This window comes from Streptomyces sp. Root1304 (genome assembly GCF_001426405.1).
Classification (GTDB): Bacteria; Actinomycetota; Actinomycetes; order Streptomycetales; family Streptomycetaceae; genus Streptomyces.
Genome location: NZ_LMEP01000025.1, coordinates 339,840 through 364,578 on the forward strand (window position 1 = coordinate 339,840; position 24,739 = coordinate 364,578).

A 24,739-nucleotide genomic window follows, 5' to 3' on the forward strand; every position below is an offset into this window, starting at 1 on the left:
CGCGTCGGGCCTATCCGGCGGGCTGCGGCGGCAGGGGGAGCGGCAGTGCGGGCAGGCCGTCGAGGCTGGTCCCGATGTGGTCCTTGCGCTCGCAGTACGCGTTGAACTCCTCGTCCGTCTTCCGGTTGAAGTACTCGGCGTGCATCGACCGGTCCTCCCGGTACTCCATCAGCGGGACGGCGAACCCGCAGGCGTCGCTGACCCGCCGCGCCCGTACCACGACGATCGCCCGCGCGCTGCCCTGCCCCTCGACGGCCTCGGCCGGGAACCGTGCGAAGAGCTCGGGCCAGCGGGGATCGTCCCGGAGCACGGCCTCCCCGGTCCCGTGCACCCGCACCACGGTCGGCGGGCCGGAGAAGGCCGTCCACATGAGGGTGATGCGTCCGTTGCCCGGCTCCCGCAGATGCGCGACCGTCTCCGCGCTGCTGCCGCCGAAGTCGACATAGGCGAGCGTCAGCTCGTCGAGCACCACGAGCGTTCCGCGGCGACCCTTGGGGGAGAGGTTGACGTGACCGTCGCCGTCGAGCGGCGCGGTGGCGGTGAAGAAGACCGGCTGCGCCTCGATGAAGGCACGGAGCCGCCCGTCTATATGTTCATACGTTTTTCCCATGATCCGGATTCTCCACCCTCGCCGTGCGGCCGGGTGGCGCGTCTCGACCGGTGGTCCGACCGGCCGGTGGGGCAGATTGACGAATCATGCGGTGGACTGCATACTCATGCATGAGACGTGGTCGCAAGGTGGAGGAGCAGTAGCTGTGAGCAGCAACAACGGTGACGTCCGGCTCTGGGGTGGACGGTTCGCGGACGGTCCCGCCGAGGCGCTGGCGAAGCTGTCCGCGTCGGTCCACTTCGACTGGCGCCTCGCGCCGTACGACATCGCCGGCTCCCGCGCCCACGCGCGCGTGCTGCACAAGGCCGGACTGCTCACCGAGGACGAGCTGACCCGGATGCTCGCCGGGCTCGACCTGCTGGAGGCGGACGTCGCCGACGGCTCCTTCGTCGGCACCATCGCCGACGAGGACGTCCACACCGCCCTGGAGCGGGGCCTCCTGGAGCGCCTCGGCCCGGACCTCGGCGGCAAGCTGCGCGCCGGCCGGTCCCGCAACGACCAGGTCGCCACCCTCTTCAAGATGTACCTGCGCGACCACGCCCGGATCATCGGCGGCCTCGTCGCCGAGCTCCAGGACGCCCTGGTCGGCCTCGCCGAGGCCCACGCGGACGTCGCCATGCCCGGCCGTACGCACCTCCAGCACGCCCAGCCCGTGCTGTTCGCGCACCACGTCCTGGCCCACGTCCAGTCCCTCTCCCGGGACGCCGAGCGGCTGCGGCAGTGGGACACCCGGACGGCGGTCTCCCCGTACGGCTCCGGCGCCCTCGCCGGTTCCTCCCTCGGGCTCGACCCGGAGGCGGTCGCCAAGGACCTCGGCTTCGAGCGCGGCTCCGTCGGCAACTCCATCGACGGCACGGCCTCCCGTGACTTCGTCGCCGAGTTCAGCTTCATCACCGCGATGATCGGGATCAACCTGTCCCGGATCGCGGAGGAGATCATCATCTGGAACACGAAGGAGTTCTCCTTCGTGACCCTGCACGACGCCTTCTCCACCGGGTCGTCGATCATGCCGCAGAAGAAGAACCCGGACATCGCCGAGCTGGCCCGGGGCAAGTCCGGCCGCCTCATCGGCAACCACACCGGACTGCTCGCCACCCTCAAGGCGCTCCCGCTGGCCTACAACCGGGACCTCCAGGAGGACAAGGAGCCGGTCTTCGACTCCTGCGACCAGCTGGAGATCCTGCTTCCGGCCTTCACCGGCATGATGGCCACGCTCACCGTCAACCGGGAGCGCATGGAGGAGCTGGCCCCGGCCGGCTTCTCGCTCGCGACGGACATCGCGGAGTGGCTGGTCAAGCAGGGCGTGCCGTTCCGGGTGGCGCACGAGGTGGCCGGCGAGTGCGTGAAGGTCGCCGAGGCCGAGGGCAAGGAGCTGGACGAGCTCACGGACGAGCAGTTCGCCAAGATCTCCGAGCACCTCACCCCCGAGGTCCGCACGGTCCTCAACGTCCCCGGCGCCCTCGCCTCCCGCGACGGCCGGGGCGGCACCGCCCCCTCCGCCGTCGCCACCCAGCTGGTCGAGGTCAAGGCGGACCTGGTGATCCAGCACGCCTGGGCCACCGCCAAGAAGTAGCCCCCGGCGTCCCGCCGTCGCCTCGGAACGTCACAGCGCCGCCGCCCACTCCCCGAGCGCGTCGAAATCCGGCCGGATCAGTCCGATCCGGGGATCGACGTGCAGGAGCAGGGCGGCGGCGAGGTGGTTCCGCTCCACGTACTCGTGGTCGTACGAGGTGATGTCGTCGTCGACCCAGGCGAACGGCCGCCCGGCCGCGTACTCCAGGATGTACTGCGTCTTCCAGAAGGTCCCGCGAGGGGCCTTTCCGTGCATCGTGGGCCAGTCGATGAACGGCAGCTCGGGCAGCCCGAGACGGGGGCCGATCCAGTCGTTCGCCTCGCCCTTCCAGGTCGTCGCCCAGACCAGCTCGTACGCCTCGGCGAGCGCGAGCAGCTCGTCGCCGTGCGCCGGATTCAGCCAGACCCGCAGCGGCTTCGTCTCGAACCATCCGCCGGGCCGCATCCGGTGCGTCGTGTACCCCTCGGGGCGCCGCTCGCGCTGCGCCGCGTACGGATTCAGCGGCCCGTCGACGTCGATCAGCAGCAGTGGCTTCGTCATGTTCACAGGATTCCGTTCCCGCCCATGGTGAGGCGTCGATTTATCGAATGAGACATTGATGTCTCATTCGGTGTATGCTCGTCTCATGTCAGTCGATCGCATCCAGGTGCTCCGTGCCGCAGCCGCCCTGCTCACCCGCAAGGCGACCGCCACCATGGACGAGGTCGCCCGCGCCGCCGGGATCGGCCGGGCCACGCTGCACCGGCACTTCGCCGGGCGGGACGCCCTGGTGCGGGCGCTCGAAGAGCTGGGCCTGCAGGAGCTGGAGGCGGCCCACGACCGGGCCCGCACCGGCGAAGGGCCCGCCGACGAGGCCGTACGCCGGCTCGTCGCCGAGGTCGAGCCCGTCGCCCCGCTGCTCTCGTTCCTCGTGACCGAGAACCAGCTCTTCGAGGGCGACCAGCAGAACGAGGGCTGGGAACGCCTCGACGCCCGGGTCTCCGCCCTCTTCCGGCGCGGCCAGGAGGAAGGCGTCTTCCGGATCGACCTGACCCCCGCCTGGCTCACCGAGGCCTTCTACGGGCTCATCGGTTCCGGCGCCTGGGCCGTGCAGGACGGCCGGGTCGCCGCCAAGGACTTCCAGTACATGATCGTCGAGCTGCTGCTCGGCGGAGCGCGCAGGAGCGTGGAGAAGTGACCACCAGTACCGTCAGGGACACCGGACATACCGAGGGCGTGCGCGGCGGCCCCGGCCGGTGGCTCGCCCTGTCCGTCCTCGTCCTCGCCGTCCTCCTCGTGGCGGTCGACGCCACGGTGCTCGGACTCGCCACCCCCTTCCTCTCCGAGGACCTCGAGCCCACCGGCACCCAGCTGCTCTGGATCGGTGACGTCTACTCCTTCGTCATCGCCGGACTCCTGGTCTCCATGGGCAGCCTCGGCGACCGCATCGGCCGCAAGAAGCTGCTGCTCATCGGCGCCACCGCCTTCGGTGCCGTCTCCGTGCTGAACGCCTACGCCACCAGCCCCGAGATGATGATCGTGGCCCGCGCGCTGCTCGGCGTCGCCGGTGCCACCCTGATGCCGTCCACCCTGGCGCTCATCCGGAACCTGTTCCACGACGCGCGCGAGCGCAGCCTCGCGATCGGCATCTGGGGCGCCATGGCCTCGGCCGGCGCCGCCGTCGGTCCGGTCGTCGGCGGTTTCCTCCTGGAGCACTTCTGGTGGGGCTCGGTCTTCCTGATCAACCTGCCCGTCATGGCCGTCCTCGTGATCGTCGGCATCAAGCTGATCCCCGAGTCGAAGAACCCGAACCAGGGCCCCTGGGACCTGCCCAGCGTGCTGCTCTCCCTCGTCGGCATGATCGGCATCGTCTACGCGATCAAGGAACTGGCCTCCAAGGGCCCGTCCCTCGACGCGGGGCTCGCCGCCCTCCTCGGCGTGGGCGCCCTGACCTGGTTCGTCCGCAGGCAGCTGACCCTGCCCACGCCGCTCCTGGACATGCGCCTGTTCCGCCACCGGGGCTTCTCGGGCGCCGTCCTCGCCGACCTGCTGACGATCCTGGGCCTCTCCGGCCTGGTGTTCTTCCTGTCCCAGTTCTTCCAGCTGGTCCAGGGCCGCCAGCCGCTGGAGGCCGGTCTCGCCGAACTCCCCGCCGCCGTCGGCGCGGTCACGGCCGGTCTGATCGCGGGTCTCGTGGCCCGGCGCTTCTCCGTACGGTCCGTGGTGGCCGGCGGTCTCGCGGCGGTCGGCCTCTCCCTGGCCGCCCTGACGACGATCGACCAGCACACCGGCTATCCGGTGCTCGGTGCCGCCCTGCTCGTCGTCGGTGCGGGCGCGGGCTTCGCGTTCACCGTCACCGCCGACGTGATCCTCTCCAGCGTCCCGAAGGAACAGGCCGGTTCGGCCTCCGCGGTCTCCGAGACCGCGTACGAACTGGGTGCCGCGCTCGGCATCGCCGTCCTGGGCTCGATCGTGACCGGAGTCTACCGGGGATTCGCCACCCCGGCCGGTGTCCCGTCCGAGGTCGCTTCGGCCGCCCACGAGTCGCTCGGCGGCGCGGCCGAGGCCTCCCACGCCCTGGCCCCGGAGACGGCGACGGCCCTGATGTCGGCCGCCCAGGAGGCCTTCGTCGACGGTCTGCGGATCGCGGCAGGCGTCGGCGCGGTGGTCCTCCTGGCGACGGCGGTCGCCGCCTGGTTCCTGCTCAAGGGCCAGAAGCTGGAGGACGGCGTCGAGCACTGACGCCCCCGCGGCACGAGCGGAAACGCGAAGGTGCCCCGTACGGCCGTCCGGCCGTACGGGGCACCTTCACACGTGTACGGGGTTACGCGGCCTTCGCCTTCGTGGCGTACATGTCCACGTACTCCTGCCCCGAGAGCCGCATGACCTCGGCCATCACCGAGTCCGTCACCGCCCGCAGCACATAGCGGTCGCGGTCCATCCCGTCGTACCGCGAGAACTCCATCGCCTCGCCGAAGCGGACCGTCACCCGGCCCGGACGCGGGAAGCCCGAGCCGCCCGGCTGGATCTTGTCGGTGCCGATCATCGCGAACGGGATCACCGGCGCGCCCGTCATCAGGGTCAGCCGCGCGATGCCCGTACGGCCCCGGTACAGCCGGCCGTCGGGGGAGCGGGTGCCCTCCGGGTAGATCGAGAAGATCTTGCCCTCCTCCAGCACCCGGCGGCCGGTCATCAGCGCCGCGACACCGCCGCGGCCGCCGTCCCGGTCCACCGGGATCATGCCGACGCTGGTGAAGAACCAGGCCATCGCCCGGCCCTTGATGCCCTTGCCCGTCACGTACTCGTCCTTGCCGATGAAGTAGACCGGACGGTCCAGGCAGATCGGCATGATCATCGAGTCGATGAAGGTCAGGTGGTTGCCCGCGAGGATGACGGGACCGGTCCCCGGAATGTTCTCGGCGCCCTCCACGCGGGGGCGGAACATCAGGCGCATGACCGGCCCGAGCACTGCCTTGATGATCGCGAGACGGGACAACGGTTCCTCCGGTGGGACGCGGGTCAGTCGAGCTGACGGTGCAGCTGAGGACGATACTCGCGGGTCACCTCCACGCGCACATCGGGTTCACCGAGTGGATACGCAGTGTTGACGTGTGTTTCCGCCATGTTCCGCCGAGGTCTGCCGCCCGTAGGGCCCCGGTGCCTAGCGTCGGGGACACCCGTCGACAGGTGCGGGACACCACACAGGAGGACACCACATGACCCAGGGCGAACGCCGGACCCCGGCGCGGCGGACGGTTCTCGGAGCGGCGGGCGCCACCGTCCTCGGCGCCTCCGCGTCCCTCGCGGCCGGCACGGGCACGGCACAGGCCGCCGAGCCGGGGACCACCGGCGCGGCGCACGGCCGCGGGCGCGGCTACCGCTCCCTCCCGGTCCCCACCGTCATCGCCCACCGCGGCGCCAGCGGCTACCGGCCCGAGCACACCCTCGGCTCGTACCGGCTCGCCCTCGACCTCGGCGCCCACGTCATCGAGCAGGACCTCGTCCCCACCAAGGACGGGCACCTGGTCTGCCGCCACGAGAACGACATCACCGGCACCACCGACGTCGCCGACCACCCCGAGTTCGCGTCCCGGAAGACCACCAAGACCGTCGACGGCACCGCCCTCACCGGCTGGTTCACCGAGGACTTCACGCTCGCCGAGCTCAAGACCCTGCGGGCCAAGGAGCGCATTCCGGCCACCCGCCAGGAGAACACCCTGTACGACGGCCGCTGGACCGTCCCCACCTTCGAGGAGGTGCTGCGCTGGGCCGAGGACGAGGGCCGCCGCCGGGGCCGCGAGATCTGGCTGCACGTCGAGACCAAGCACCCCACGTACTTCCGCTCCCTCGGCCTCGGCCTGGAGGAACGGCTCGCCAAGCTGCTCCGCCGGTACGGACGCCACCGCGCGAACTCCCCGGTCTTCCTCCAGTCCTTCGAGCCGAGCAGCATCCAGCGCCTCGCGCGGCTGGTGGACGCGCCCGGCGTGGTCCTGCTCTCCGGCGCGAGCAGCCGCCCCTGGGACTTCGTCCGGGCGGGGGACCCGCGCACGGTCGCCGACCTGGTCACGCCCGAGGGCCTGCGCTGGATCGCCTCGTACGCGCGGGGCATCGGCCCCACCCTCGACCTGGTCATCCCCAAGGACGCGAGCGGCCGCCTCGGCGACCCGACGACCCTGGTCCGGGACGCGCACGCGGAGGGTCTGATCCTCCACCCGTACACCCACCGCAACGAGAACAGCTTCCTGCCCGCGGACTTCCGCCGGGGCACGGACCCGACGGCGTACGGCGACGCCTTCGGGTCCCTGAAGCGGTACCTGGAGACGGGCATCGACGGCATCTTCGCCGACAACCCGGACACCGCGCTGCTCGCCGCCGCGGACCTCGACGCCCGCGGCTGACCGACCGCGACGACAGAGCAGGACGACAGAGCAGGACGAGCGAGCAGGACGACCGAGCAGGGCGGGTGTGCGGGCCCGAAGAACGGGCCCGCACACCCCCCTCCCGGGTGGTTTGAGCCCCGTACCGCAACCACGCCCGCGTACCCCGACATCGTGCCGGTCATGACCACCCCCGGCACCACCCCCGCCCACGAGGCCGCCCCCACCGCAGCCCCCGCCCCCGCCCCCGCCCGGGAGACCGACCCCGGGCTCCTCGCCGCCCTCGCGCCGCTGCTCGCCGCCGAGTCCGACGCCGAGGCGCCGGCCGCGGGCGTCGACCCGGGCGACCTCGAACAGGCCGTCTGGCTCCGTCTCCTGGAACAGCTCCAGGAGACCGGCACCGCCCCCGAGCGGCCCGCCGAATGGCTGCGCAGGGCCGTCAGGGCGGAAGCCCGCCGGGCCCGCCGGACCAGCGACCGCGAACGCCCGTACCGCGACGAGCCCGTCCACGAACCGGCAGGCGCCGAGCCGCACGGCTCCCCGGAACACTCCCTGATGGCCGCCGAGGGCCGCCGCACCCTGCGCGCCGCCGTCACCCGGACGCCGGGCCGCTGCCCCCGGGTGCTGACCGCGATGCTCGACCCCGAGGACCCCACCTACCGGGAAATCGCAGGAGAGTTGGGTATCTCACAGGGCAGTCTGGGGCCGATGCGTTCCCGTTGCCTGGGATGCCTGCGCAGAATGCTGGCGGCAGAGGTTCCCGCCCCCGGCCGACGGGGAAGGGTGCGGTAAACCGATGATCGACCAGATGAGCGGGAGGCGTGCACACATGGGCCTGAGCGTGACCATCTCAGCAGCGGACGTGCGGGACGCGGAGCACATCCTGAAGCTGCAGTACCTCTGCTACCAGAGCGAGGCGGAGCTGTACGGGGACTGGTCCATCGAACCGCTCACCCAGTCCCTCGACGCCCTGCGCGCCGAACTGGACGAGGGGCACGGGCTCGTGGCCCGGCTCGGTGACGAGGTCGTGGCCTCCGTACGGGCCCGCCTCGACGAGGACGGCACGGTACGGATCGCCAAGCTGATCGTCCACCCGCGCATGAGGCGGCACGGCCTCGGCGGCCGGCTCCTCGACGGCATCGAGCGCCACTTCGCCGAAGCCGCCCCGGCGACCGCGTCCGCGAAGCGCTTCCAGCTCTTCACCGGCCACCGCAGCGAGGGCAACCTGCGGCTCTACCGCAGCAAGGGGTACGCCCAGGTCGGCACCCGCGAGGTGGGGACCGGGCTCACCCTGGTGACCCTGGAGAAGGCCGCCTGACTCAGGCGCCCGGGGCCCCGGTACGCGACCGGCGCAGCCACCAGATGCCGGTCAGCGGCAGCAGCACCGGGATGAAGAGGTAGCCGTAACCGAAGTCCGACCAGACCGTCGCGTCAGGGAAGGCGGACGGCTCCACGAGCGTCCAGGTCCCGACGATCAGCACGCCCGCGAGCTCGGCGGCGCAGCACACCAGCGCCGCCCTGCGGGCCTTCTCGCCGCCGCGCACCAGCGTGTACGTGATGAAGACGTAGACGACCGCCGCCACCGCCGACAGGGAGTACGCCAGCGGCGCCCGGTCGAACTCGGAGGCGATCTGGTAGATCGAGCGCGAGACCGCGCCGACCGACATCACGCCGTACAGCCAGACCAGCAGCATGCCGGGGCCCGTGACGAGCCTGGTCTTCCCGCCCGGCGCGGTCTGCTCCGGCGTCTCCCGCGTCCCGGTCATGGTCAGCCCACCGTCCAGATGTCGTAGAGACGCACTTCGAGCACGGCCAGGACGACCGCTCCGGCGGCCACCGTGGCCGAACCCCACCGGCTGCGCTCCGCGAGCGACATGAATCCGGCGATGGGCACCGCGCACAGCGCCCCGATCAGATAGGCGACGAAGATCGTCGCCCCCTCCTCGGCCTTCTCGCCGCGCGCCAGCTGCACGATCCCGACGATCAGCTGGACCACGACGAGGAAGGTCACCACGGCCATGCCGATGAAGTGCCAGTCCTTGGTCGGCTGGTCGCGGAGGGCGGCGTAGCCGCACCAGGCGGCGAGGGCGAGCGCGGCCACGGAGACCGCGACCGTCAGGACGTCAAGCATGCGCCCGAGGGTATTACGGCCGGAAGGGCCCGATGCGCCCGCCCCCTGCCGTCACCGCCCCCGCCCTCTGCCCTTGCCGAGCCCGCCCCCTGCCGTCACCGCCCCCGCCCTCTGCCTTGCCGCGCCCGCCCGTCCCGCCCTCGAGGTGGCCTTGGCCACAACCCACCCCCGCACCGACCCTCCTCCCACCCCCGCGGGCCGCCCCGTCCGAGGACCCCGTCCCCGCAGGCCACACCGGGGAAGTGGACCGGAATCCCCACCTCCGCACTGTCCGCATGACGTCTCAACGCCGTCCGCTATTCGGGCAGCCCCCTTTCGTTCGCACCTGCGCATGCTTTACTTGCACCCATGACCACGACGAGCAGCCGCACCCTTGCGACCGAGGCGATCACGACGCCCGGTGCTCGTTGTATGTGTCGAATGTGCGCCTTCTGAGGGCCCCCGCCTGAGCCTCGCGCCCCGAAGCGAGACCCCGACGGCCGTGCCGATCCGCCCGCCTTCCGGCGCCGGACCGTGCCCGCCCCGCGCACCCCGCCGAACCCCGGCCACCCGCCGGAGCGGCTTCCGTGCGCCTGACTGTCCGAAATGACGAATGCCCCGTGCACGACGGACCCCGCGTCGCGCACTCGACAGTGACGGAAACCCCTGTGATCACCACTTCGGGCCTGACCAAGGTCTACGAGTCGCGCGGCCGGCAGGTCACCGCTCTGGACGGCGTCGACCTCCACGTCCGCGAGGGCGAGGTCTTCGGCGTGATCGGCCAGAGCGGCGCCGGCAAGTCCTCGCTCATCCGCTGCGTCAACCTCCTGGAGCGCCCCACCTCCGGCACGGTGACCGTCGACGGCCTCGACCTCACCGCCCTCGCCGGGAAGGGCCGCCGCGCGGGCCGGGACCTGCGCCGGGCGCGCAGCAGCATCGGCATGGTCTTCCAGCACTTCAACCTGCTGTCCTCCCGCACGGTGAAGGACAACATCGAACTTCCCCTGGAGATCCTCGGCGTCTCCGGCGCCGAGCGCTCGCGCCGGGCCCTCGAACTCCTCGACCTGGTCGGCCTCGCCGACAAGGCGAGGTCCTACCCCGGCCAGCTCTCCGGCGGCCAGAAGCAGCGCGTCGGCATCGCCCGCGCCCTCGCCGGAAACCCCAAGGTCCTGCTCTCCGACGAGGCCACCAGTGCCCTCGACCCGGAGACCACCCGGTCCATCCTCCAGCTGCTGCGCGACCTCAACCGGCAGCTCGGCCTCACTGTCCTCCTCATCACCCACGAGATGGACGTCGTGAAGACCATCTGCGACTCCGCCGCGCTGATGCAGCACGGCCGCGTCGTCGAGTCCGGCACCGTCGGCGAACTGCTCGCCACCCCCGGCTCCCAGCTGGCGGCCGAGCTCTTCCCGGTCAGCGGCTCCCACACCGGTCCCGACCGCACCGTCGTCGACGTCACCTTCCACGGCGAGGCCGCGACCCAGCCGGTCATCTCGCAGCTCTCCCGCACCTACAACATCGACATCTCGATCCTCGGGGCGGCGATGGACACGGTCGGCGGAAAGCAGATCGGCCGGATGCGGATCGAACTGCCCGGACGGTACGAGGACAACGTCGTCCCGGTCGGCTTCCTGCGCGAGCAGGGCCTCCAGGTCGAGGTCGTCGAAGAGGAAACACAGGAGCCGGCCGCCGCGCCCGTGCTGGTGAAGGAAGGTGCCAAGTGACCTGGTCCGAGATGCAGCCCCTGCTGGAGCAGGGCACCGTCGACACGCTCTACATGGTCCTCTGGGCCACCGTCGTCACCGTGCTCGGCGGCCTGCCGCTCGGCATCCTCCTCGTCCTCACGGACAAGGGCGGACTGCTGCAGAACCGACCGGTGAACAAGATCGTCGGTGCGATCGTGAACGTCGGGCGTTCGCTGCCCTTCATCATCCTGCTGATCGCCCTGATCCCCTTCACCACCTTCGTCGTCGGCACCTTCATCGGCCCGACCGCGATGATCGTGCCGCTCGCCATCGGCGCCATCCCCTTCTTCGCCCGGCTCGTCGAGACCTCGATCCGCGAGGTCGACCACGGACTCGTCGAGGCCGTCCAGGCCATGGGCGGCGGCATCCCCACCATCGTCCGCAAGGTGCTGCTCCCGCAGGCCCTGCCCTCGCTGATCTCGGGCGTCACCACCACGGTCATCGTCCTCATCGGCTACTCGGCGATGGCCGGCGCGGTCGGCGGCGAAGGCCTCGGCTCCAAGGCCGTCACCTACGGATACCAGCGCTTCGACACCACCTTCATGCTGGTCACCGTGGTCGTCCTGGTCCTGATCGTGACCGTCGTCCAGCTCATCGGCGACGGGGTCGTACGACTCCTCGCCCGCCGGGGCCGAACCGCCTGACGGCCCCCCGGCCACCCCAGACTTCGTCCTTCGAAGAACAGCCCGGACTTGTTGTCCAGGCGTCCACCGCTCCACCTGAAAGAGGCACTCTTCGTGCGTAAGAACATCAAGCTCACCGCCGGTATCGCCGCCACCGCCGCCCTCGCCCTCGGCCTCACCGCCTGCGGCACCTCCTCGGACCCGTCGTCCAAGGCGGCCGGGTCCGGCGACGCCGACAAGGCCCTCGTCGTCGCCGCGTCCCCGACGCCGCACGCCGACATCCTCAACTACGTCAAGGACAACCTGGCCGAGAAGGCCGGCCTGAAGCTGGAGGTGAAGGAGTTCACGGACTACGTCCTGCCGAACACCGCCACCGAGACCGGCCAGGTCGACGCCAACTTCTTCCAGCACAAGCCGTACCTCGACGACTTCAACAAGAAGAACAACACCCACATCGTCCCGGTGGTGAACGTCCACCTGGAGCCGCTGGGCCTCTACTCCAAGAACCTCAAGTCGGTGAAGGACATCAAGGCGGGCCAGACCATCGCCGTCCCCAACGACACCACCAACGGCGGCCGCGCCCTCCAGCTGCTCGCCGAGAACGGCCTGATCACCATCAAGCCGGGTGTCGGCACCAACGCCAAGATCTCCGACATCACCGACAAGAAGGGCCTGGAGTTCAAGGAGCTGGAGGCCGCCACCGTGCCCCGCGCCCTGAACGACGTGGACGCCGCCGTCATCAACGGCAACTACGCCATCGAGGCCAAGCTGGAGCCGGCGAAGGACGCGCTCGTCCTGGAGAAGGCCGAGGGCAACCCGTACGCCAACTTCCTCGCCGTCAAGGAGGGCAACGAGAAGGACGCCCGCGTGCAGAAGCTCGCGAAGCTCCTCAACTCGCCCGAGGTGAAGAAGTACATCGAGGACACCTACAAGGGCTCGGTCATCCCGGCCTTCGGCGCCGCCGAGTAACAGCCCCGACGAGGACCACCGGCCGAGGGACCGTCAGACCGGTTCCCCTGTACGGTCCTTGCGCAGAAGGCCCCCGCATCCCGTCCGGTGCGCGGGGCCTTCGCCACACCCCCACCCGACACCCCACCCGGCCATGCGCGGCGGCGGCCGCATGCTGCATGCTGTGCGTTCACGGTCGATTCGGACGGTCCACGGCATGGAGCTGCGCATGACTACCACCTTTCCGGACATCTCCATCAACACGGACCGGTTGGTGCTGCGCGCGCTCGAAGAGGCGGACACCTCCGCCCTGGTCGAGATGATGAACGACGAACTCGTCGGCGCCTGGACCGCGGTGCCCCAGCCCTTCACCGAGGCCGCGGCCCGCAGATGGATCACCGAGTACGCCCCCGCCGAACGCGCCGCCGGCCGGGGCATCGACCTCGCCGTCACCGAGTTCCTCACCCAGCGCCTGGTCGGCGTCATCCAGCTGGGCAGAACCAACTGGCGGGTCCGCTCCACCGAACTCTCCTACATCGTCGCCCCCTGGGCGCGCGGTGAGGGATACGCCTCCGAGGCCGCCCTCGCGACCGCCCAGTGGCTCTTCGGCGACCAGAAGTTCGAACGCCTGGAACTCCGCACGGCCGCCGACAACACCGCCTCCCAGCAGGTGGCCCAGAAGATCGGCTGCATCAGCGAGGGCGTCCTGCGCAACGCCTGCATAGCCCGCACCCGCACCGAGGAGGGCAGCTGGACCGATCTGCGCACCGACTTCATCGTCTGGGGCCTCCTCCCCGAGGACCTCGACGGCGTCGCCGACCAGATGGCCGAGGCCGGATACTCCTCCTTCACCGACTGGAGCTGAGCCCCGCCGGCCCGCGCGGGGTACGCTCGGCACGCCCCCGACCTGCGACGACACCAGGAGAAGACGACGATGGCCGACCGCGTCACGGTGATCGGCTGGGACGGTTCGCCCCTCACCGCGGCGGCCCGGTCCGCGCTCTCGGCCGCCACCCTGGTGGCCGGCGCGGCCCACCACCTCGCGCTGCCCGAGGTGCCGCCCGCCGCCGAGCGCATCCGCCTGGGCAGCGTCGACCTCGCCGCCCGCCGCATCGCCGGCCACCGCGGAACCGCCGTCGTCCTCGCCGACGGCGACCCCGGCTTCTTCGGCGTCGTCCGCACCCTGCGCGCCCCCGAACACGGCCTGGAGGTCGAGGTCGTCCCCGCCGTCTCCTCGGTCGCCGCCGCCTTCGCGCGCGCCGGCATGCCCTGGGAGGACGCCCGGATCGTCGTGGCCCACCAGCGCACCCTGCGCCGCGCGGTCAACGTCTGCCGCGCCCACCCCAAGGTCGCCGTCCTCACCTCGCCCGGCGCGGGCCCCGCCGAACTCGCCCTCCTCCTCGACGGGGTCCACCGCACCTTCGTCGTCTGCGAGGAGCTCGGCACCGACCGCGAACAGGTGTCCGTCCTCACCTCCGACAAGGCGGCCGACCACGCCTGGCGCGACCCGAACGTCGTCCTCGTCATCGGCGGCGGCACCACCGGCGGAACCCCCGGCACCCCGTGGCTGGCAGGCCAGGACACGGCGGCCCGGTCCGTACGGGGCTGGGGCCTGCCCCCGGAGGAGTACGGCCACGACGGCGGACGGACCGGCACCGGCGAGGACCCGTCGCTCCGCGCCGCCCAGCTCGCCCGCCTCGGCCCCCGCACCGGCGACCTCGTCTGGGACATCGGCTGCGCGGGAGGCGCCTTCGCCGTCGAGGCCGCCCGCTTCGGCGCCGCCGTCATCGCCGTGGACGCCGACCCGGCCGCCTGCGCCCGCACCGAACAGGCCGCCCGCCGCCACGGCGTACCCCTCCAGACCGTTCCGGGCCGCGCCCCGCACGTCCTGGAGAACCTGCCCGAACCCGATGTCGTACGGATCGCGGCGGGCGGCGTCCCCGTCGTCACGGCCTGCACCGACCGGCGACCGGAACGCATCGTCGCCCACGCCTCCACCCGCGACGAGGCCGAGGCGATCGGCGCCGCCCTCGCGGCCGGCGGTTACCTGGTCGAGAGCCTCCTCCTCCAGACCGTCGGCCTCGATCCGGACGACTGGAGGGAACGCGAGCGTTCGGTCGTGTTCCTGCTGTCCGGACGCAGGGCGAACTCCGCGTAGCTCCTCCGGAGCGATTCGACCCCTGACCGTGACGGTCCCCGGAGCCGGGTAGGCTGGCCGATTGTTGTACCGCATCCAGGTCTTCGGCGATTCGTTCGTCAATGTCCTGATCGGGCGGCCACTTCGTGCCGCTGACGTGGTACGCGACAAGGGGGGACCGCGCGACGTGGCGCAGTCCACAGCGCACCGTGGCGAATCTCCCTGCCACGAAGGCCGGGGGCCGCGACAATGTGTGGGTGTCCGCGTGTCCTTCGTGCCGCGCGGCGCACGCGCTCGTTGTTGTCGACGGGCGCAGGTCTGAAGGAACAAGCGATGGGCGAGGGGTACGCATGACGGACACCGGCCAGGTCCCGGGCGAGGGACTGCCGGAGAACTCAGGCATGGTCGAGCAGCCGGGCATCCCCGCTCCGGGCGCGTACACCTTCCTGGACCCCTCCGGACACACCACCGAGGACGACGACCTGCTCCTGATGCCGGGCGCCCAGGGCGCCTGGAGCGAGCACCCGCCGGGCGTCGCGCCCGCGCCCCCGGTCGCCGTACCGCCCCCGCCGACGGTCCCGAACCAGGCGGCCCCCCAGCAGGGCGTCCCGCACCCCGGGGCGCAGGCCCCGGTGGGCGATCCGCTCACCGCGCCGCTGCCCGACCCGCTCACGGCTCCGCTCGACGCCGTGGCGCTGGCCGACGTGCTGACGGCCCCGCAGACGCAGACCCCGCCGCAGGGCGTCCCGCTCGCGCCGCCCCTGGGCACCCCCGCGCACGGGATCCCCGCCGAGCAGTTCGCCGGGACTCCCGCCCACGGAGTGCCGCTCGCCGGCACCCCGGCGCACGGCGTTCCGGTGCCCCCGCACGAGCAGGCCGTCACCGACCACGGTTACGAGCCCGGCATCCTCGACACCGGCGCCCACGAGGCCGCTGGCCGCGACTCGGGCTCCGTCGACCTCGGCGGCGTCCGGGTGCCCCCGCCGGCCCCGGCGCCCGCGTCCGGTCCGGCCCGCCGCCCGCTGCACATGGGTCCGCCCGTGCCCGAGGCCGGTGGAGTCGTGCTCTCGCTGGCCGACCGCGGCCCGGCCGCCGCGCCGGCCCCGCAGCCCGCCCCGGTCCCCGTACCCGAACCGGTCGTGGCCACCGGCCCGGCGCCGGTGCCGGTACGCAACCCGGGCCCGCCGACCACCGGCCCCGAGTACTTCGACATCGCGCAGGACCAGCAGCTCGCGCCGCAGGGCGCGGAGCCGTGGGCCGCGCAGCCGCAGGAGCCGGTGGCACCGCCGGCCCCCGCAGAAACGGTCGTCCCGAACGGCATGTTCGTGCAGGTCGAGGGCTCGGTCCCGACGACCCCGCACCTGGCCCCGGTTCCGGCCCCGCAGGCGTCCCCGGAACCCGAACCGGCCGAGGCCCCCGAGCAGGAGGAGCCGTCCGAGCCGGTGGCCGTCGCTCCGGCGGAGCCCGCGCCGGAGCCGGTGACGGAGCCCACCGAGCCTCCGGCCACCGAGCCCCAGGCCGCCGAGGCCGTCGCTCCGGAGGCCACCACGCCCGAGGTCACCGTCCCCGCCCCGCGCGAGGCCGAGCCGGCCGCCGAGGCCGCCCCGGAGCCCGTACGGGAAGCGGAGCAGGCCGCAGAGGCGGAGCAGGCCCCGGAGGCGGAGCCGCAGCCGGAGACGCCCGAGGAGCCGGCGGAGCCCGCCGCCGAGGCGACCGGGACGCCCGACGAGGCCGAGACGCCCGAGGACGCCCCCGTAGAGGTGCAGGCCGAGGAACTTCCGCCGGTCACGGAGGAGGCCCCGGAGCCCGTCGTGGCGGAGACGGAGCCCGCAGCGGCGGAGGAGCCCGCGGCCCCCGCGGAGACCCCCGAACCGCTCGCGGCCGACACCGTTTCGGCCGACGTCGAGCCGACCGTCGTCGAGCCCGAGCCGGCCCAGGTCCCCGAGACGGAGCCGGAGGCGACGACGGCCCCCGACGCGGCCCCGGACCTCGATGCCGAGCCCGAACCCGCGGCCCTGCCCGACGAGGAGCCGACCCTCTCGGAGGAGTCGACCCCCGTGGCGGAGTCGACCCCCGTGGCGGAGTCGACCCCCGTGGCGGAGGCGACCCCCTCCGCGGAGGCCACCCCCTCCATCGAGTCCGCCCCGGCCCCCGGCTACGACGACGCCGAGCGCGAAGCGGTCCTCCGGGTCATGCGCGAGCGCCGCGACATCCGCAACGGCTTCCGCTCCGACCCGATCCCGCACGAGGTGCTGCTCCGCGTCCTGGAGGCCGCCCACACGGCCCCCAGCGTCGGCCACTCGCAGCCCTGGGACTTCGTCGTCATCCGCTCCGCCGAGACCCGGCAGACGATGCACGAACTGGCCCAGCGCCAGCGCGAGGCCTACGCCAAGTCGCTGCCGAAGGCGCGGGCGAAGCAGTTCAAGGAACTGAAGATCGAGGCGATCCTCGACACCCCGGTCAACATCGTGGTGACGGCGGACCCGACCCGGGGCGGCCGCCACACCCTCGGCCGCTACACGCAGCCGCAGATGGCCCCGTACTCCTCGGCGCTCGCCGTCGAGAACCTCTGGCTCGCCGCCCGCGCCGAAGGCCTCGGCGTCGGCTGGGTCAGCTTCTTCGACGAGCGCGAGATGGTCCGCACGCTCGGCCTCCCCGAGCACCTCGAAGTGGTCGCGTACCTCTGCGTCGGCTACGTCGACGAGTTCCCCGAGGAGCCCGAACTGATGCAGGCGGGCTGGTCCAAGCGCCGCCCGCTGGCCTGGGTCGTCCACGAGGAGACGTACGGCCGCCGCGCCCTGCCCGGCGAGGAGCCGCACGACCTGCTCCAGGAGACCATCGCCAACATCCGCCCGCTGGACGCCAAGGCGCTCGGCGAGGCGTGGGAGCGCCAGAAGCGCATGACCAAGCCCGCGGGTGCCCTGGGCATGCTGGAGATCATCTCCGCGCAGCTCTCCGGCCTCTCCCGGGTCTGCCCGCCGCCGATCCCGGAGCCCGCGGCCGTCGCGATCTTCGCCGGCGACCACGGCGTCCACGCCCAGGGCGTGACCCCGTGGCCGCAGGAGGTCACCGGTCAGATGGTGGCCAACTTCCTCGGCGGGGGAGCGGTCTGCAACGCCTTCGCCAACCAGGTGGGCGCCGAGGTCTGTGTCATCGACGTGGGCGTCGCCTCCGAACTCCCGGCCACGCCCGGTCTCCTGCCGCGCAAGGTCCGTGCGGGAACCGGCGACTTCACCACCGGCCTCGCGATGACCCGCGAAGAGGTGCTGGCGGCGATCGAGGTGGGCATCGAGACCGCCCGCGACCTCGTGGCGGCCGGCAACAAGGCGCTGCTCACGGGCGAGATGGGCATCGCGAACACCACGGCGTCCGCCGCCCTGATCTCCGTCTACACGGGGGTGGACCCGACCGAGGTCACCGGCCGGGGCACGGGCATCAACGACGAGACGCACGCCCGCAAGGTGGACGTGGTCCGTCGCGCGCTGGACCTGCACAAGCCGGACCCGGCGGACCCGATCGGCGTCCTCGCCGCGGTCGGCGGCCTGGAGCACGCGGCCCTCGTCGGCCTGATCCTGGGCGCGGCCTCGCTCCGTACCCCGGTGATCCTGGACGGCGTCTCCACCGGCGCGGCGGCCCTCGTCGCCCGTGCCGTCGCACCGGAGTCGCTCGCGGCCTGCATCGCGGGCCACCGCAGCGCGGAGCCGGGCCACGTGGCGGCGCTCAACAAGCTGGGCCTGCGCCCGCTGGTCGACCTGGACCTCCGCCTCGGCGAGGGCACGGGCGCCCTGCTGGCCCTCCCGCTGGTGCAGAGCGCGGCCCGCGCGATGCACGAGGTGGCCACCTTCGACTCGGCGGGCGTCACCGAGAAGTAGGACCGCCCACGCGTCCCCCACCCACCAACGGGAGTGGGGGACGCGCAGGGACCGGGCCCACCGGGCCGAGCACAAGGGAACGACCCGCGGGGCCCCACCCCGGGAGCCCGCGGGACCCCTGGGGAAGACCCCGCCCCAGCCAGGAGATCCGTCACAGCGTGACGTGTCGCCGTCACCGATATCGTGGCCCCACCAGCCGCTTCACCGCAGCAGCGGCCAGCACCCGCCCTCCGAGGAGCCGCTCACCCATGGCCGAGCACGCCGACCACACCGCCCAGCCGACGACGCACCCCGCCTACCCCGTGGGCCTGCGCCTGGCGGGCCGCCGCGTAGTCGTCCTCGGCGGCGGCCAGGTCGCCCAGCGCCGGCTGCCGGCCCTGATCGCCGCGGGCGCCGAGATCACGCTGATCTCCCCCTCCGCGACCCCCTCCGTGGACGTGATGGCGGAGACGGGCGAGATCACCTGGATCAAGCGCCGGTACGAGGACGGGGACCTGGCGGACGCCTGGTACGCCCTGGTGGCGACCACGGACCCGGCCGCGAACGCCGCGGCCTCCGCCGAGGCGGAGCGGACCCGGACCTGGTGCGTCCGCTCGGACGACGCGGAGGCGGCGACCGCCTGGACCCCGGCGACCGGCCGCAGCGAGGGCGTGACGGTGGCCGTCCTCACCGGCCACGACCCCCGCCGCTCCGCCGCCGTGCGCGACGCGATCGTCGAGGGGCTCCGCGACGGATCGATCGCCGCGCCCGCACGCCGCGCGCGTACCCCCTTCGTCGCCCTGGTGGGCGGCGGCCCCGGCGACCCGGACCTGATCACGGTGCGCGGCCGCCGGCTGCTCGCCGAGGCGGACGTGGTGATCGCGGACCGGCTCGGCCCCCGTGACCTCCTGGACGAACTGCCGCCGCACGTCGAGGTGATCGACGCGGCGAAGATCCCGTACGGCCGCTTCATGGCCCAGGAGGCCATCAACAACGCGCTGATCGAGCACGCGAAGGCGGGCAGGTCGGTCGTGCGGCTCAAGGGCGGCGACCCGTTCGTCTTCGGCCGGGGCATGGAGGAGGCGCAGGCGCTGGCCGTCGAGGGCATCGCCTGCACGGTGGTCCCGGGCATCTCCAGCTCCATCTCGGTGCCGGGCGCGGCGGGCATCCCGGTGACGCACCGGGGCGTGGCCCACGAGTTCACGGTGGTCAGCGGTCACGTGGCCCCCGACGACCCGCGCTCGCTCGTCGACTGGGCGTCCCTGGCGAAGCTGACCGGCACGCTGGTGATCCTCATGGGCGTCGACAAGATCGGGAAGATCGCCGAGGCGCTGATCGAGCACGGCAAGTCCCCGGACACCCCGCTGGCCCTGGTCCAGGAGGGCACCACGGCGTCGCAGCGCCGGGTGGACGCGACGCTGGCGACGGTCGCGGAGACGGTGCGGATCCAGGAGGTCCGCCCGCCGGCGGTCATCGTGATCGGCGACGTGGTGAACGAAGCCCCGGACCGCCTGGTGAAGTAGCCCGCGAGGGCGACCTCTCCAGGAGGCCGAAACCCGCGTCTCCCGACCCCTGGCAGGGCCCCCGAACCCGGCCGCACACATTGGCACCACACCCCGGACAAGGCAGTATCACCTCGTGGCCGAACTCATCACGATCGACGATCCCGACGACCCGCGCCTGAGCGACTACACCGGTCTGACCGATGTCGAGCTCCGCCGGAGACGCGAGCCGGCCGAGGGCCTGTTCATCGCGGAGGGCGAGAAGGTCATCCGCCGGGCGCGGCAGGCCGGGTACGAGATGCGGTCGATGCTGCTCTCGGCCAAGTGGGTCGACGTGATGCGGGACGTCATCGACGAGGTCCCGGCGCCGGTGTACGCGATCCAGCCGGACCTCGCCGAGCGGGTGACCGGGTACCACGTGCACCGGGGCGCGCTGGCCTCGATGCAGCGCAAGCCGCTCCCGGACGCGGAGGACCTCCTCGGCGGCGGCCGGGCAGACCTGGGGGAGTCGGCGAACGGCCACTCCGACACCGGCGCGACGGTGCCTTCGGGTCCACAAGGGGGTGCGGGCCGGCGCGTCGCCATCTTCGAGGACATCGTCGACCACGCGAACCTGGGGGCCGCGTTCCGCAACGCGGCCGCTCTGGGCGTGGACGCCGTCTTCCTCACACCACGCTGCGCCGACCCCCTCTACCGGCGGGCCGTGAAGGTGTCGATGGGCGCGGTCTTCCACGTCCCCTGGACCCGGCTGACCGCTTGGCCGGAGAACGTCGAGCTGTTCCGTCGGCACGGCTTCGTGACGGCTGCCCTGTGTCTCGGCGAGAAGTCGATCTCGATCGACGAGCTGGCCGCCCGCCGGCACGAGAGGCTGGCGCTCATGCTCGGCACCGAAGGCGACGGACTGTCGGTCGACGCCCTGCGCGCGGCCGATGAATGGGTCCGGATCCCGATGGCCGCGGGAGTGGACTCCCTCAACGTCGCCGCGGCCTCCGCCGTCGCCTTCTACGCGACGAGGCTCTGAGCCCCGTCGCCGCACAGCGCACCTCAAGGGGCGCCGTGCACGGGGAGAGTCCGCTTCTGTTCCCGGATTCACGCGGTGGATCCGGGCTCGGCTCAGAAGCGGACGTCGGCCTCGTGCAGTTCGCCGAAAACCGGCAGAGGCAGCAGGAGTCTGCCGGTTTCCAGAGCTGTGGCGACCTCCTGGCGCCAGTCGTCCTCCGGCCGGGCCGACGCCGGCCAGTGGACCGCGATCTCGTTCACCCGCTCCGCCGGGACTTCGGCGTCGATCTTTCCCCAGGTCTCCCGGAGCGGGGAGAGTTCGGCCACCCGGCGACCGTTGACCTCCAGCCATCCGGGTCGCCCGGCTTCGTCCGCGTGAGGCGTTCGGTACCGCAGCGAGAGGTGCAGGGCCGAGGCGTCCCCCGTGTGGACGGTCGACCGCCAGACCTTCCGGGCGCTCCTTGAGTAGGCCGCGCCCGGTCCGTGGGCGAGGCCCGTGGCCTCGTCACGGCGGCCCGCCAGCAGGTTCACCCGCCGTAGGTCGCTTCCGTCCGTGCGGTGGACGGGCGAGAGGGGGACGGGGACACCCAGCAGGTCCGCGAGGACAGTGCCCAGTGGCGATTGGGCCAGGACGGCGAAGGTGCTGGTCGCCACCGGGTTCAGATAGCGTTCCGCGTGGGCGAAGGAGCACAGTCGGTCGTACTCGGGTGTGGTCCAGGCGGGTGCGGTCTTGGCCATCAGCTTCAACAGCGCGGCAGCCGCCTCGTGTCCGGCGTGATCGGAGACCGCCACCTCGACATGCCGGCGGAGCGTAGCCGCGGGCTGTCCGTGCCAGGCGTTGTGGCAGGCGGCGAGCAGATGGCCGACGGCTTCCCGCGAGGAGCCCTCCTCGTCGGCCTGCCGGGGGCCGCCGGTCGCGCGGCCGACGTCCCCCGACGGTGACGCGATCTTCCCGGCGACGGCGCGTGCGACGGCTCGCATCCCCGTCGTGCTCAGGTGGCAGTAGTCGAGGAAGTGCTCGGGATCGGGCAATCCCGTCTCCGGGGCGACCAGTTCGCCGCGGAGATCCACCAGCGCGAAACCGTGCTTCTCGGCGAAGGAGCACAGCAGTTCCTGGATCTCGCCGATGACGCGTGGGGTGTGGCCCAGCAACTGACCCACCACCGAATCCCTGGACTTCTCCCAGCTCTCCCTCGCCCCGGGGAAGTCACCCATGGCGTACTGGGCGATCCCCCGCAGGCGACCGGGGACGGGACTGCAGCCTTCGTCCAGCAGGGCCATCCGATCGCAGAGCTCCGGGAGTGCCTCCCAGCGCCGCTCCCGCAACGCCCGCCGAGCGCTGTCGTGCAACCCGCGCCACTCCTCGGCGCGTTCGGGCGACAGGACCCCGACGGTCCACGCCTCGTCCGGCTCCCACTCCCTGAGATTGAACTCCGGAACGACCACGACGACGTCCAGACCCGCTTGCGCGACCTGCCGCACCTTACGCAGCAGCGCCCGGACCCGGGGCAGCACGATGCTGCGCGTGAAGGCCTCCCGTACACCCCTGATCCCTCCGGCACGCATGCTCCGGCCGAGCAGATCGCCGTCCGCGTACGACAAGGGCTGCAGACACCAGTTGTTCCCCGCCATCAGCACGAGGACATCGGTGTCGAGTGACGGCAGCGCGGAGACGACGTGCTCCAGATCGCCCAGGCCGGCGCCCGTGCGCGCGAGGTCCACGCACTGGTGGCGACCGGGGCCGGCGGAGGCGTCGAGCTCCTCCTGGAGCATCAGGGTCGGAGTGAAAAAGGGGTCGAACAGGTATCCGCGAGCCGTCGACTCCCCGACGACGGCCACCCTCCGGGCCGCGCCCTTGCCCGGAGTGTCCCCGGTGTCCGCCCACGAACGGTCCGACGGCGACTCGTCGCCGCGGAGACGCAGTTCACTTCCGGCCGGTCCTGACACGATGCTCCAGATCCCCAGGCGCTCCGTCCGCCCCGCGGCCGCCTCCGCAGGGCACGGCGACGGGTCGGCCGGCGCCTTCGGGGCACGCGCCCGGGCCAGGTCGGCCTTCTGGAGTTCGCCGAGGATCTCGGCACCTCGCGCGTCGCCCAGGAGCTCCGCGAGTCGGTTGGCGCGTTCGAAGGAAACGTGGTCTGCGGGCATGCGGGAGTCCTCTCCCCAGGAAGGCTCAGAAGAAGGTGTAGACCGACTCGCTGGCTGTGGGCACTTTGTAGGGAGCAGCGTCGAGCAGCCGCCTGACACACCAGTCGGGTACGTCCGAACGACGTATGAGGAAGTCCCCGAGGACCAGAAGGTCCAGCCGGGACCGGACGAAGCAGGCCAGCGCGTCCGCCGCGGAATTGACGATCGGCTCACCCCGCATGTTGAACGAGGTGTTGAGCAGCACGGGAGTGCCTGTGCGGCCGCCGAACGCGGTCAGCAACGCGTGGAACAACGGGTCCACGTCCTGGTCGACCGTCTGGACACGTGCCGAGCCGTCGACGTGGGTGATGGCCGGCAGGCCGGGGCCCTTCACCTGGGCCGTTTCCAGCATGAAGGGCGAGCTGATGTCGGGGTCGAAGAACTCGGCCGCCCGCTCCGCCACCACTGCCGGAGCGAAGGGCCTGAACGCCTCGCGCTTCTTGACCAGGGCATTGATCCGGTCCCGCATGTCCTCCCTGCGCGGGTCCGCGAGGATCGACCTGGAGCCGAGCGTCGCATCCGCCTGCCACACCGCTGCCTGCGAGCGGAACGGAGTGACGAGACCGGGGAAACCGCTCGCCAGGCGAGGGCGGTCGAGCGCCAGTCCCAGCGCGCGTCGAAGGTCCTGCCGGCTCCGCATCGCTTGGCATTCTTGACCGAATTCAAGGTTTCCGAAGATAGAAATATCCCGGGACGACAGCCGGGGGTCCTGCGTGAATTTCTCCAGATGCCAGTCGCTGAAACTGGTCATCGGAGCCACGTCCACCTGGCCCTGACCAAGTGCCTGCAACGCCTGGTCCAGGTCGGAATACGACCGGAACGTCAGGGCGTCGGGCATCCCGTGTCCGGTGTTCCTGGCGTGCGGCTGGCGCACCATTTCAATGAATTCGTCACCGCGGGACGCGAGTTCGTAGTCCCCCAGGACCGGGGCCCCGAGCAGTGTTCCACCGTCCCTCGCCGGCGCATGCTGCGGCAGCGTGAAGAGGGCGGACGCGTAGGAGGTCGGACGGGCGAACCGATAGGCGATCCTCCCGCCCTCGGTGACTCCGGCAGCCCCTTCGGTGGGAAACATCCTCGCGACCCGTGACCGCGGTCGCCCGAGTATCCGGTCGACCGATCGCAGGCAATCAGCCGGAGTGAACGGGGTTCCGTCCGACCAGCGAAGGGTCGTATCGAGTTCCACATGCCAGGAATCATCGCGCTCGTGATACTCGGCCGCCACGGCTGCTCCGTGCGCGGTCTTCCCGTCGGAGTCTCCGACAGAAGAGTCCGCGTGGCCGCCTCACCGACGAATCGCGCGTCGTAGTCCGCAGGCCAGTGAGTGTCGCTGTTGAGGGGCATCGAGTCGAGCGCGAACGTGATACTGGAAGGCACGGGTCTCTCAGCTCGTTTTCGTCATGAAAACCCGGCGCACCCCCGAGGGGGTGCGCCGGGAAATCTCAGCAGCGGTGCGCCATCGCGAGATAGTCGCTGAGCATCTCCTGGTCGAACTCGAGGTCCTCGAATTCGTCCACCAGCTCGTTCTCCGTTGCGACTTCCTTGTTCTCCAGCATTGATACCCCCCTCTCAGGGCCGAAGTTGATCGCACGCTACATGAG

General features: G+C 71.9%; 21 protein-coding genes. 14 read left to right on the forward strand and 7 right to left on the reverse strand.

What is annotated here, in order from left to right; translation table 11 throughout:
• Positions 1-10: 10 nt before the first annotated feature.
• Positions 11-610 carry a pyridoxamine 5'-phosphate oxidase family protein gene (locus ASD33_RS28180; RefSeq protein WP_056566552.1) on the reverse strand — a complete coding sequence of 200 codons (600 nt, stop codon included), beginning with the start codon at positions 608-610 and terminating at the stop codon, positions 11-13.
• Between the two features lie 145 nt (positions 611-755).
• On the opposite strand from ASD33_RS28180, the gene argH reads away from it, so the two are divergent.
• Positions 756-2,183, forward strand: coding sequence for an argininosuccinate lyase (gene argH, locus ASD33_RS28185; RefSeq protein ID WP_056566556.1), 1,428 nt, complete (start codon positions 756-758; stop codon positions 2,181-2,183).
• 30 nt (positions 2,184-2,213) lie between these two features.
• On the opposite strand, the gene ASD33_RS28190 is transcribed toward argH, so the two are convergent.
• Complete coding sequence (locus ASD33_RS28190) at positions 2,214-2,723, reverse strand: HAD domain-containing protein (RefSeq protein WP_056566559.1); 510 nt, start codon at positions 2,721-2,723, stop codon at positions 2,214-2,216.
• 85 nt (positions 2,724-2,808) lie between these two features.
• On the opposite strand from ASD33_RS28190, the gene ASD33_RS28195 reads away from it, so the two are divergent.
• Both ASD33_RS28195 and ASD33_RS28200 read left to right on the forward strand, forming a co-directional pair.
• Positions 2,809-3,360, forward strand: coding sequence for a TetR/AcrR family transcriptional regulator (locus ASD33_RS28195; RefSeq protein WP_056566562.1), 552 nt, complete (start codon positions 2,809-2,811; stop codon positions 3,358-3,360).
• Complete coding sequence (locus tag ASD33_RS28200; RefSeq protein ID WP_056566565.1) at positions 3,357-4,904, forward strand: MFS transporter; 1,548 nt, start codon at positions 3,357-3,359, stop codon at positions 4,902-4,904. Before ASD33_RS28195 ends, ASD33_RS28200 begins: the two co-directional genes overlap by 4 nt.
• 82 nt (positions 4,905-4,986) lie before the next feature.
• On the opposite strand, the gene ASD33_RS28205 is transcribed toward ASD33_RS28200, so the two are convergent.
• A complete protein-coding gene (locus ASD33_RS28205; protein WP_056566568.1) occupies positions 4,987-5,658 on the reverse strand; it encodes a lysophospholipid acyltransferase family protein in 672 nt (223 codons plus the stop codon).
• A 220-nt stretch (positions 5,659-5,878) separates the two neighbouring features.
• Here ASD33_RS28205 and ASD33_RS28210 point away from each other — a divergent pair, with 220 nt between their 5' ends.
• From ASD33_RS28210 to ASD33_RS28220, 3 genes are all read left to right on the forward strand, one after another.
• Positions 5,879-7,060 (forward strand): glycerophosphodiester phosphodiesterase, encoded by a 1,182-nt coding sequence (locus ASD33_RS28210; protein WP_056566571.1) that lies wholly within the window; start codon positions 5,879-5,881, stop codon positions 7,058-7,060.
• 162 nt (positions 7,061-7,222) lie between these two features.
• On the forward strand, positions 7,223-7,831 hold the full coding sequence (locus ASD33_RS28215) for a sigma-70 family RNA polymerase sigma factor (RefSeq protein ID WP_056566574.1): 609 nt from the start codon (positions 7,223-7,225) through the stop codon (positions 7,829-7,831).
• Between the two features lie 37 nt (positions 7,832-7,868).
• The gene (locus ASD33_RS28220) at positions 7,869-8,357 is read left to right on the forward strand and encodes a GNAT family N-acetyltransferase (RefSeq protein ID WP_056566576.1); all 489 of its coding nucleotides are present in this window, start codon (positions 7,869-7,871) and stop codon (positions 8,355-8,357) included.
• A 1-nt stretch (position 8,358) separates the two neighbouring features.
• Here the strand turns inward: ASD33_RS28220 and ASD33_RS28225 are convergent, their stop codons facing one another.
• Both ASD33_RS28225 and ASD33_RS28230 read right to left on the reverse strand, forming a co-directional pair.
• On the reverse strand, positions 8,359-8,805 hold the full coding sequence (locus tag ASD33_RS28225; protein ID WP_056566579.1) for a hypothetical protein: 447 nt from the start codon (positions 8,803-8,805) through the stop codon (positions 8,359-8,361).
• A 2-nt stretch (positions 8,806-8,807) separates the two neighbouring features.
• Entirely contained in the window at positions 8,808-9,170 is a 363-nt protein-coding gene (locus ASD33_RS28230; RefSeq protein ID WP_056566582.1) for a hypothetical protein, read from the reverse strand.
• 647 nt (positions 9,171-9,817) lie between these two features.
• Here ASD33_RS28230 and ASD33_RS28235 point away from each other — a divergent pair.
• From ASD33_RS28235 to ASD33_RS28270, 8 genes are all read left to right on the forward strand, one after another.
• Complete coding sequence (locus ASD33_RS28235; protein WP_056566585.1) at positions 9,818-10,873, forward strand: ATP-binding cassette domain-containing protein; 1,056 nt, start codon at positions 9,818-9,820, stop codon at positions 10,871-10,873.
• Positions 10,870-11,538 (forward strand): methionine ABC transporter permease, encoded by a 669-nt coding sequence (locus ASD33_RS28240; RefSeq protein WP_056566588.1) that lies wholly within the window; start codon positions 10,870-10,872, stop codon positions 11,536-11,538. Before ASD33_RS28235 ends, ASD33_RS28240 begins: the two co-directional genes overlap by 4 nt.
• Positions 11,539-11,631: 93 nt before the next feature.
• Positions 11,632-12,486: a MetQ/NlpA family ABC transporter substrate-binding protein gene (locus tag ASD33_RS28245; RefSeq protein ID WP_056566591.1), complete on the forward strand. Its 855-nt coding sequence runs from the start codon at positions 11,632-11,634 to the stop codon at positions 12,484-12,486.
• A 208-nt stretch (positions 12,487-12,694) separates the two neighbouring features.
• A complete protein-coding gene (locus tag ASD33_RS28250; protein ID WP_056567158.1) occupies positions 12,695-13,330 on the forward strand; it encodes a GNAT family N-acetyltransferase in 636 nt (211 codons plus the stop codon).
• 69 nt (positions 13,331-13,399) lie between these two features.
• Positions 13,400-14,623 carry a precorrin-6y C5,15-methyltransferase (decarboxylating) subunit CbiE gene (gene cbiE / locus ASD33_RS28255; RefSeq protein ID WP_056566596.1) on the forward strand — a complete coding sequence of 408 codons (1,224 nt, stop codon included), beginning with the start codon at positions 13,400-13,402 and terminating at the stop codon, positions 14,621-14,623.
• Positions 14,624-14,952: 329 nt separating this feature from the next.
• Entirely contained in the window at positions 14,953-18,474 is a 3,522-nt protein-coding gene (gene cobT / locus ASD33_RS28260; protein ID WP_056566599.1) for a nicotinate-nucleotide--dimethylbenzimidazole phosphoribosyltransferase, read from the forward strand.
• A gap of 248 nt (positions 18,475-18,722) precedes the next feature.
• Positions 18,723-19,976 (forward strand): uroporphyrinogen-III C-methyltransferase, encoded by a 1,254-nt coding sequence (cobA, locus tag ASD33_RS28265; RefSeq protein WP_056566602.1) that lies wholly within the window; start codon positions 18,723-18,725, stop codon positions 19,974-19,976.
• Between the two features lie 115 nt (positions 19,977-20,091).
• The gene (locus ASD33_RS28270; protein WP_056566605.1) at positions 20,092-20,976 is read left to right on the forward strand and encodes an RNA methyltransferase; all 885 of its coding nucleotides are present in this window, start codon (positions 20,092-20,094) and stop codon (positions 20,974-20,976) included.
• Positions 20,977-21,068: 92 nt separating this feature from the next.
• On the opposite strand, the gene ASD33_RS28275 is transcribed toward ASD33_RS28270, so the two are convergent.
• Positions 21,069-23,102 carry a hypothetical protein gene (locus ASD33_RS28275; RefSeq protein WP_056566608.1) on the reverse strand — a complete coding sequence of 678 codons (2,034 nt, stop codon included), beginning with the start codon at positions 23,100-23,102 and terminating at the stop codon, positions 21,069-21,071.
• A gap of 25 nt (positions 23,103-23,127) precedes the next feature.
• The gene (locus tag ASD33_RS36585; RefSeq protein WP_242427178.1) at positions 23,128-24,363 is read right to left on the reverse strand and encodes a carbamoyltransferase C-terminal domain-containing protein; all 1,236 of its coding nucleotides are present in this window, start codon (positions 24,361-24,363) and stop codon (positions 23,128-23,130) included.
• Positions 24,364-24,739 lie beyond the last annotated feature (376 nt).

Excerpts from the sequence above, each read along its gene's own strand:
- cobT (WP_056566599.1), top strand. The coding sequence starts at position 14,953 with ATGACGGACACCGGCCAGGTCCCGGGCGAGGGACTGCCGGAGAACTCA.
- ASD33_RS28250 (WP_056567158.1), top strand. The coding sequence starts at position 12,695 with ATGACTACCACCTTTCCGGACATCTCCATCAACACGGACCGGTTGGTG.
- ASD33_RS28225 (WP_056566579.1), bottom strand. The coding sequence starts at position 8,805 with ATGACCGGGACGCGGGAGACGCCGGAGCAGACCGCGCCGGGCGGGAAG.
- cbiE (WP_056566596.1), top strand. The coding sequence starts at position 13,400 with ATGGCCGACCGCGTCACGGTGATCGGCTGGGACGGTTCGCCCCTCACC.
- cobA (WP_056566602.1), top strand. The coding sequence starts at position 18,723 with ATGGCCGAGCACGCCGACCACACCGCCCAGCCGACGACGCACCCCGCC.
- ASD33_RS28210 (WP_056566571.1), top strand. The coding sequence starts at position 5,879 with ATGACCCAGGGCGAACGCCGGACCCCGGCGCGGCGGACGGTTCTCGGA.
- ASD33_RS28190 (WP_056566559.1), bottom strand. The coding sequence starts at position 2,723 with ATGACGAAGCCACTGCTGCTGATCGACGTCGACGGGCCGCTGAATCCG.
- ASD33_RS28275 (WP_056566608.1), bottom strand. The coding sequence starts at position 23,102 with ATGCCCGCAGACCACGTTTCCTTCGAACGCGCCAACCGACTCGCGGAG.
- ASD33_RS28195 (WP_056566562.1), top strand. The coding sequence starts at position 2,809 with ATGTCAGTCGATCGCATCCAGGTGCTCCGTGCCGCAGCCGCCCTGCTC.
- ASD33_RS28180 (WP_056566552.1), bottom strand. The coding sequence starts at position 610 with ATGGGAAAAACGTATGAACATATAGACGGGCGGCTCCGTGCCTTCATC.
- ASD33_RS28230 (WP_056566582.1), bottom strand. The coding sequence starts at position 9,170 with ATGCTTGACGTCCTGACGGTCGCGGTCTCCGTGGCCGCGCTCGCCCTC.
- ASD33_RS28215 (WP_056566574.1), top strand. The coding sequence starts at position 7,223 with ATGACCACCCCCGGCACCACCCCCGCCCACGAGGCCGCCCCCACCGCA.
- ASD33_RS28220 (WP_056566576.1), top strand. The coding sequence starts at position 7,869 with ATGGGCCTGAGCGTGACCATCTCAGCAGCGGACGTGCGGGACGCGGAG.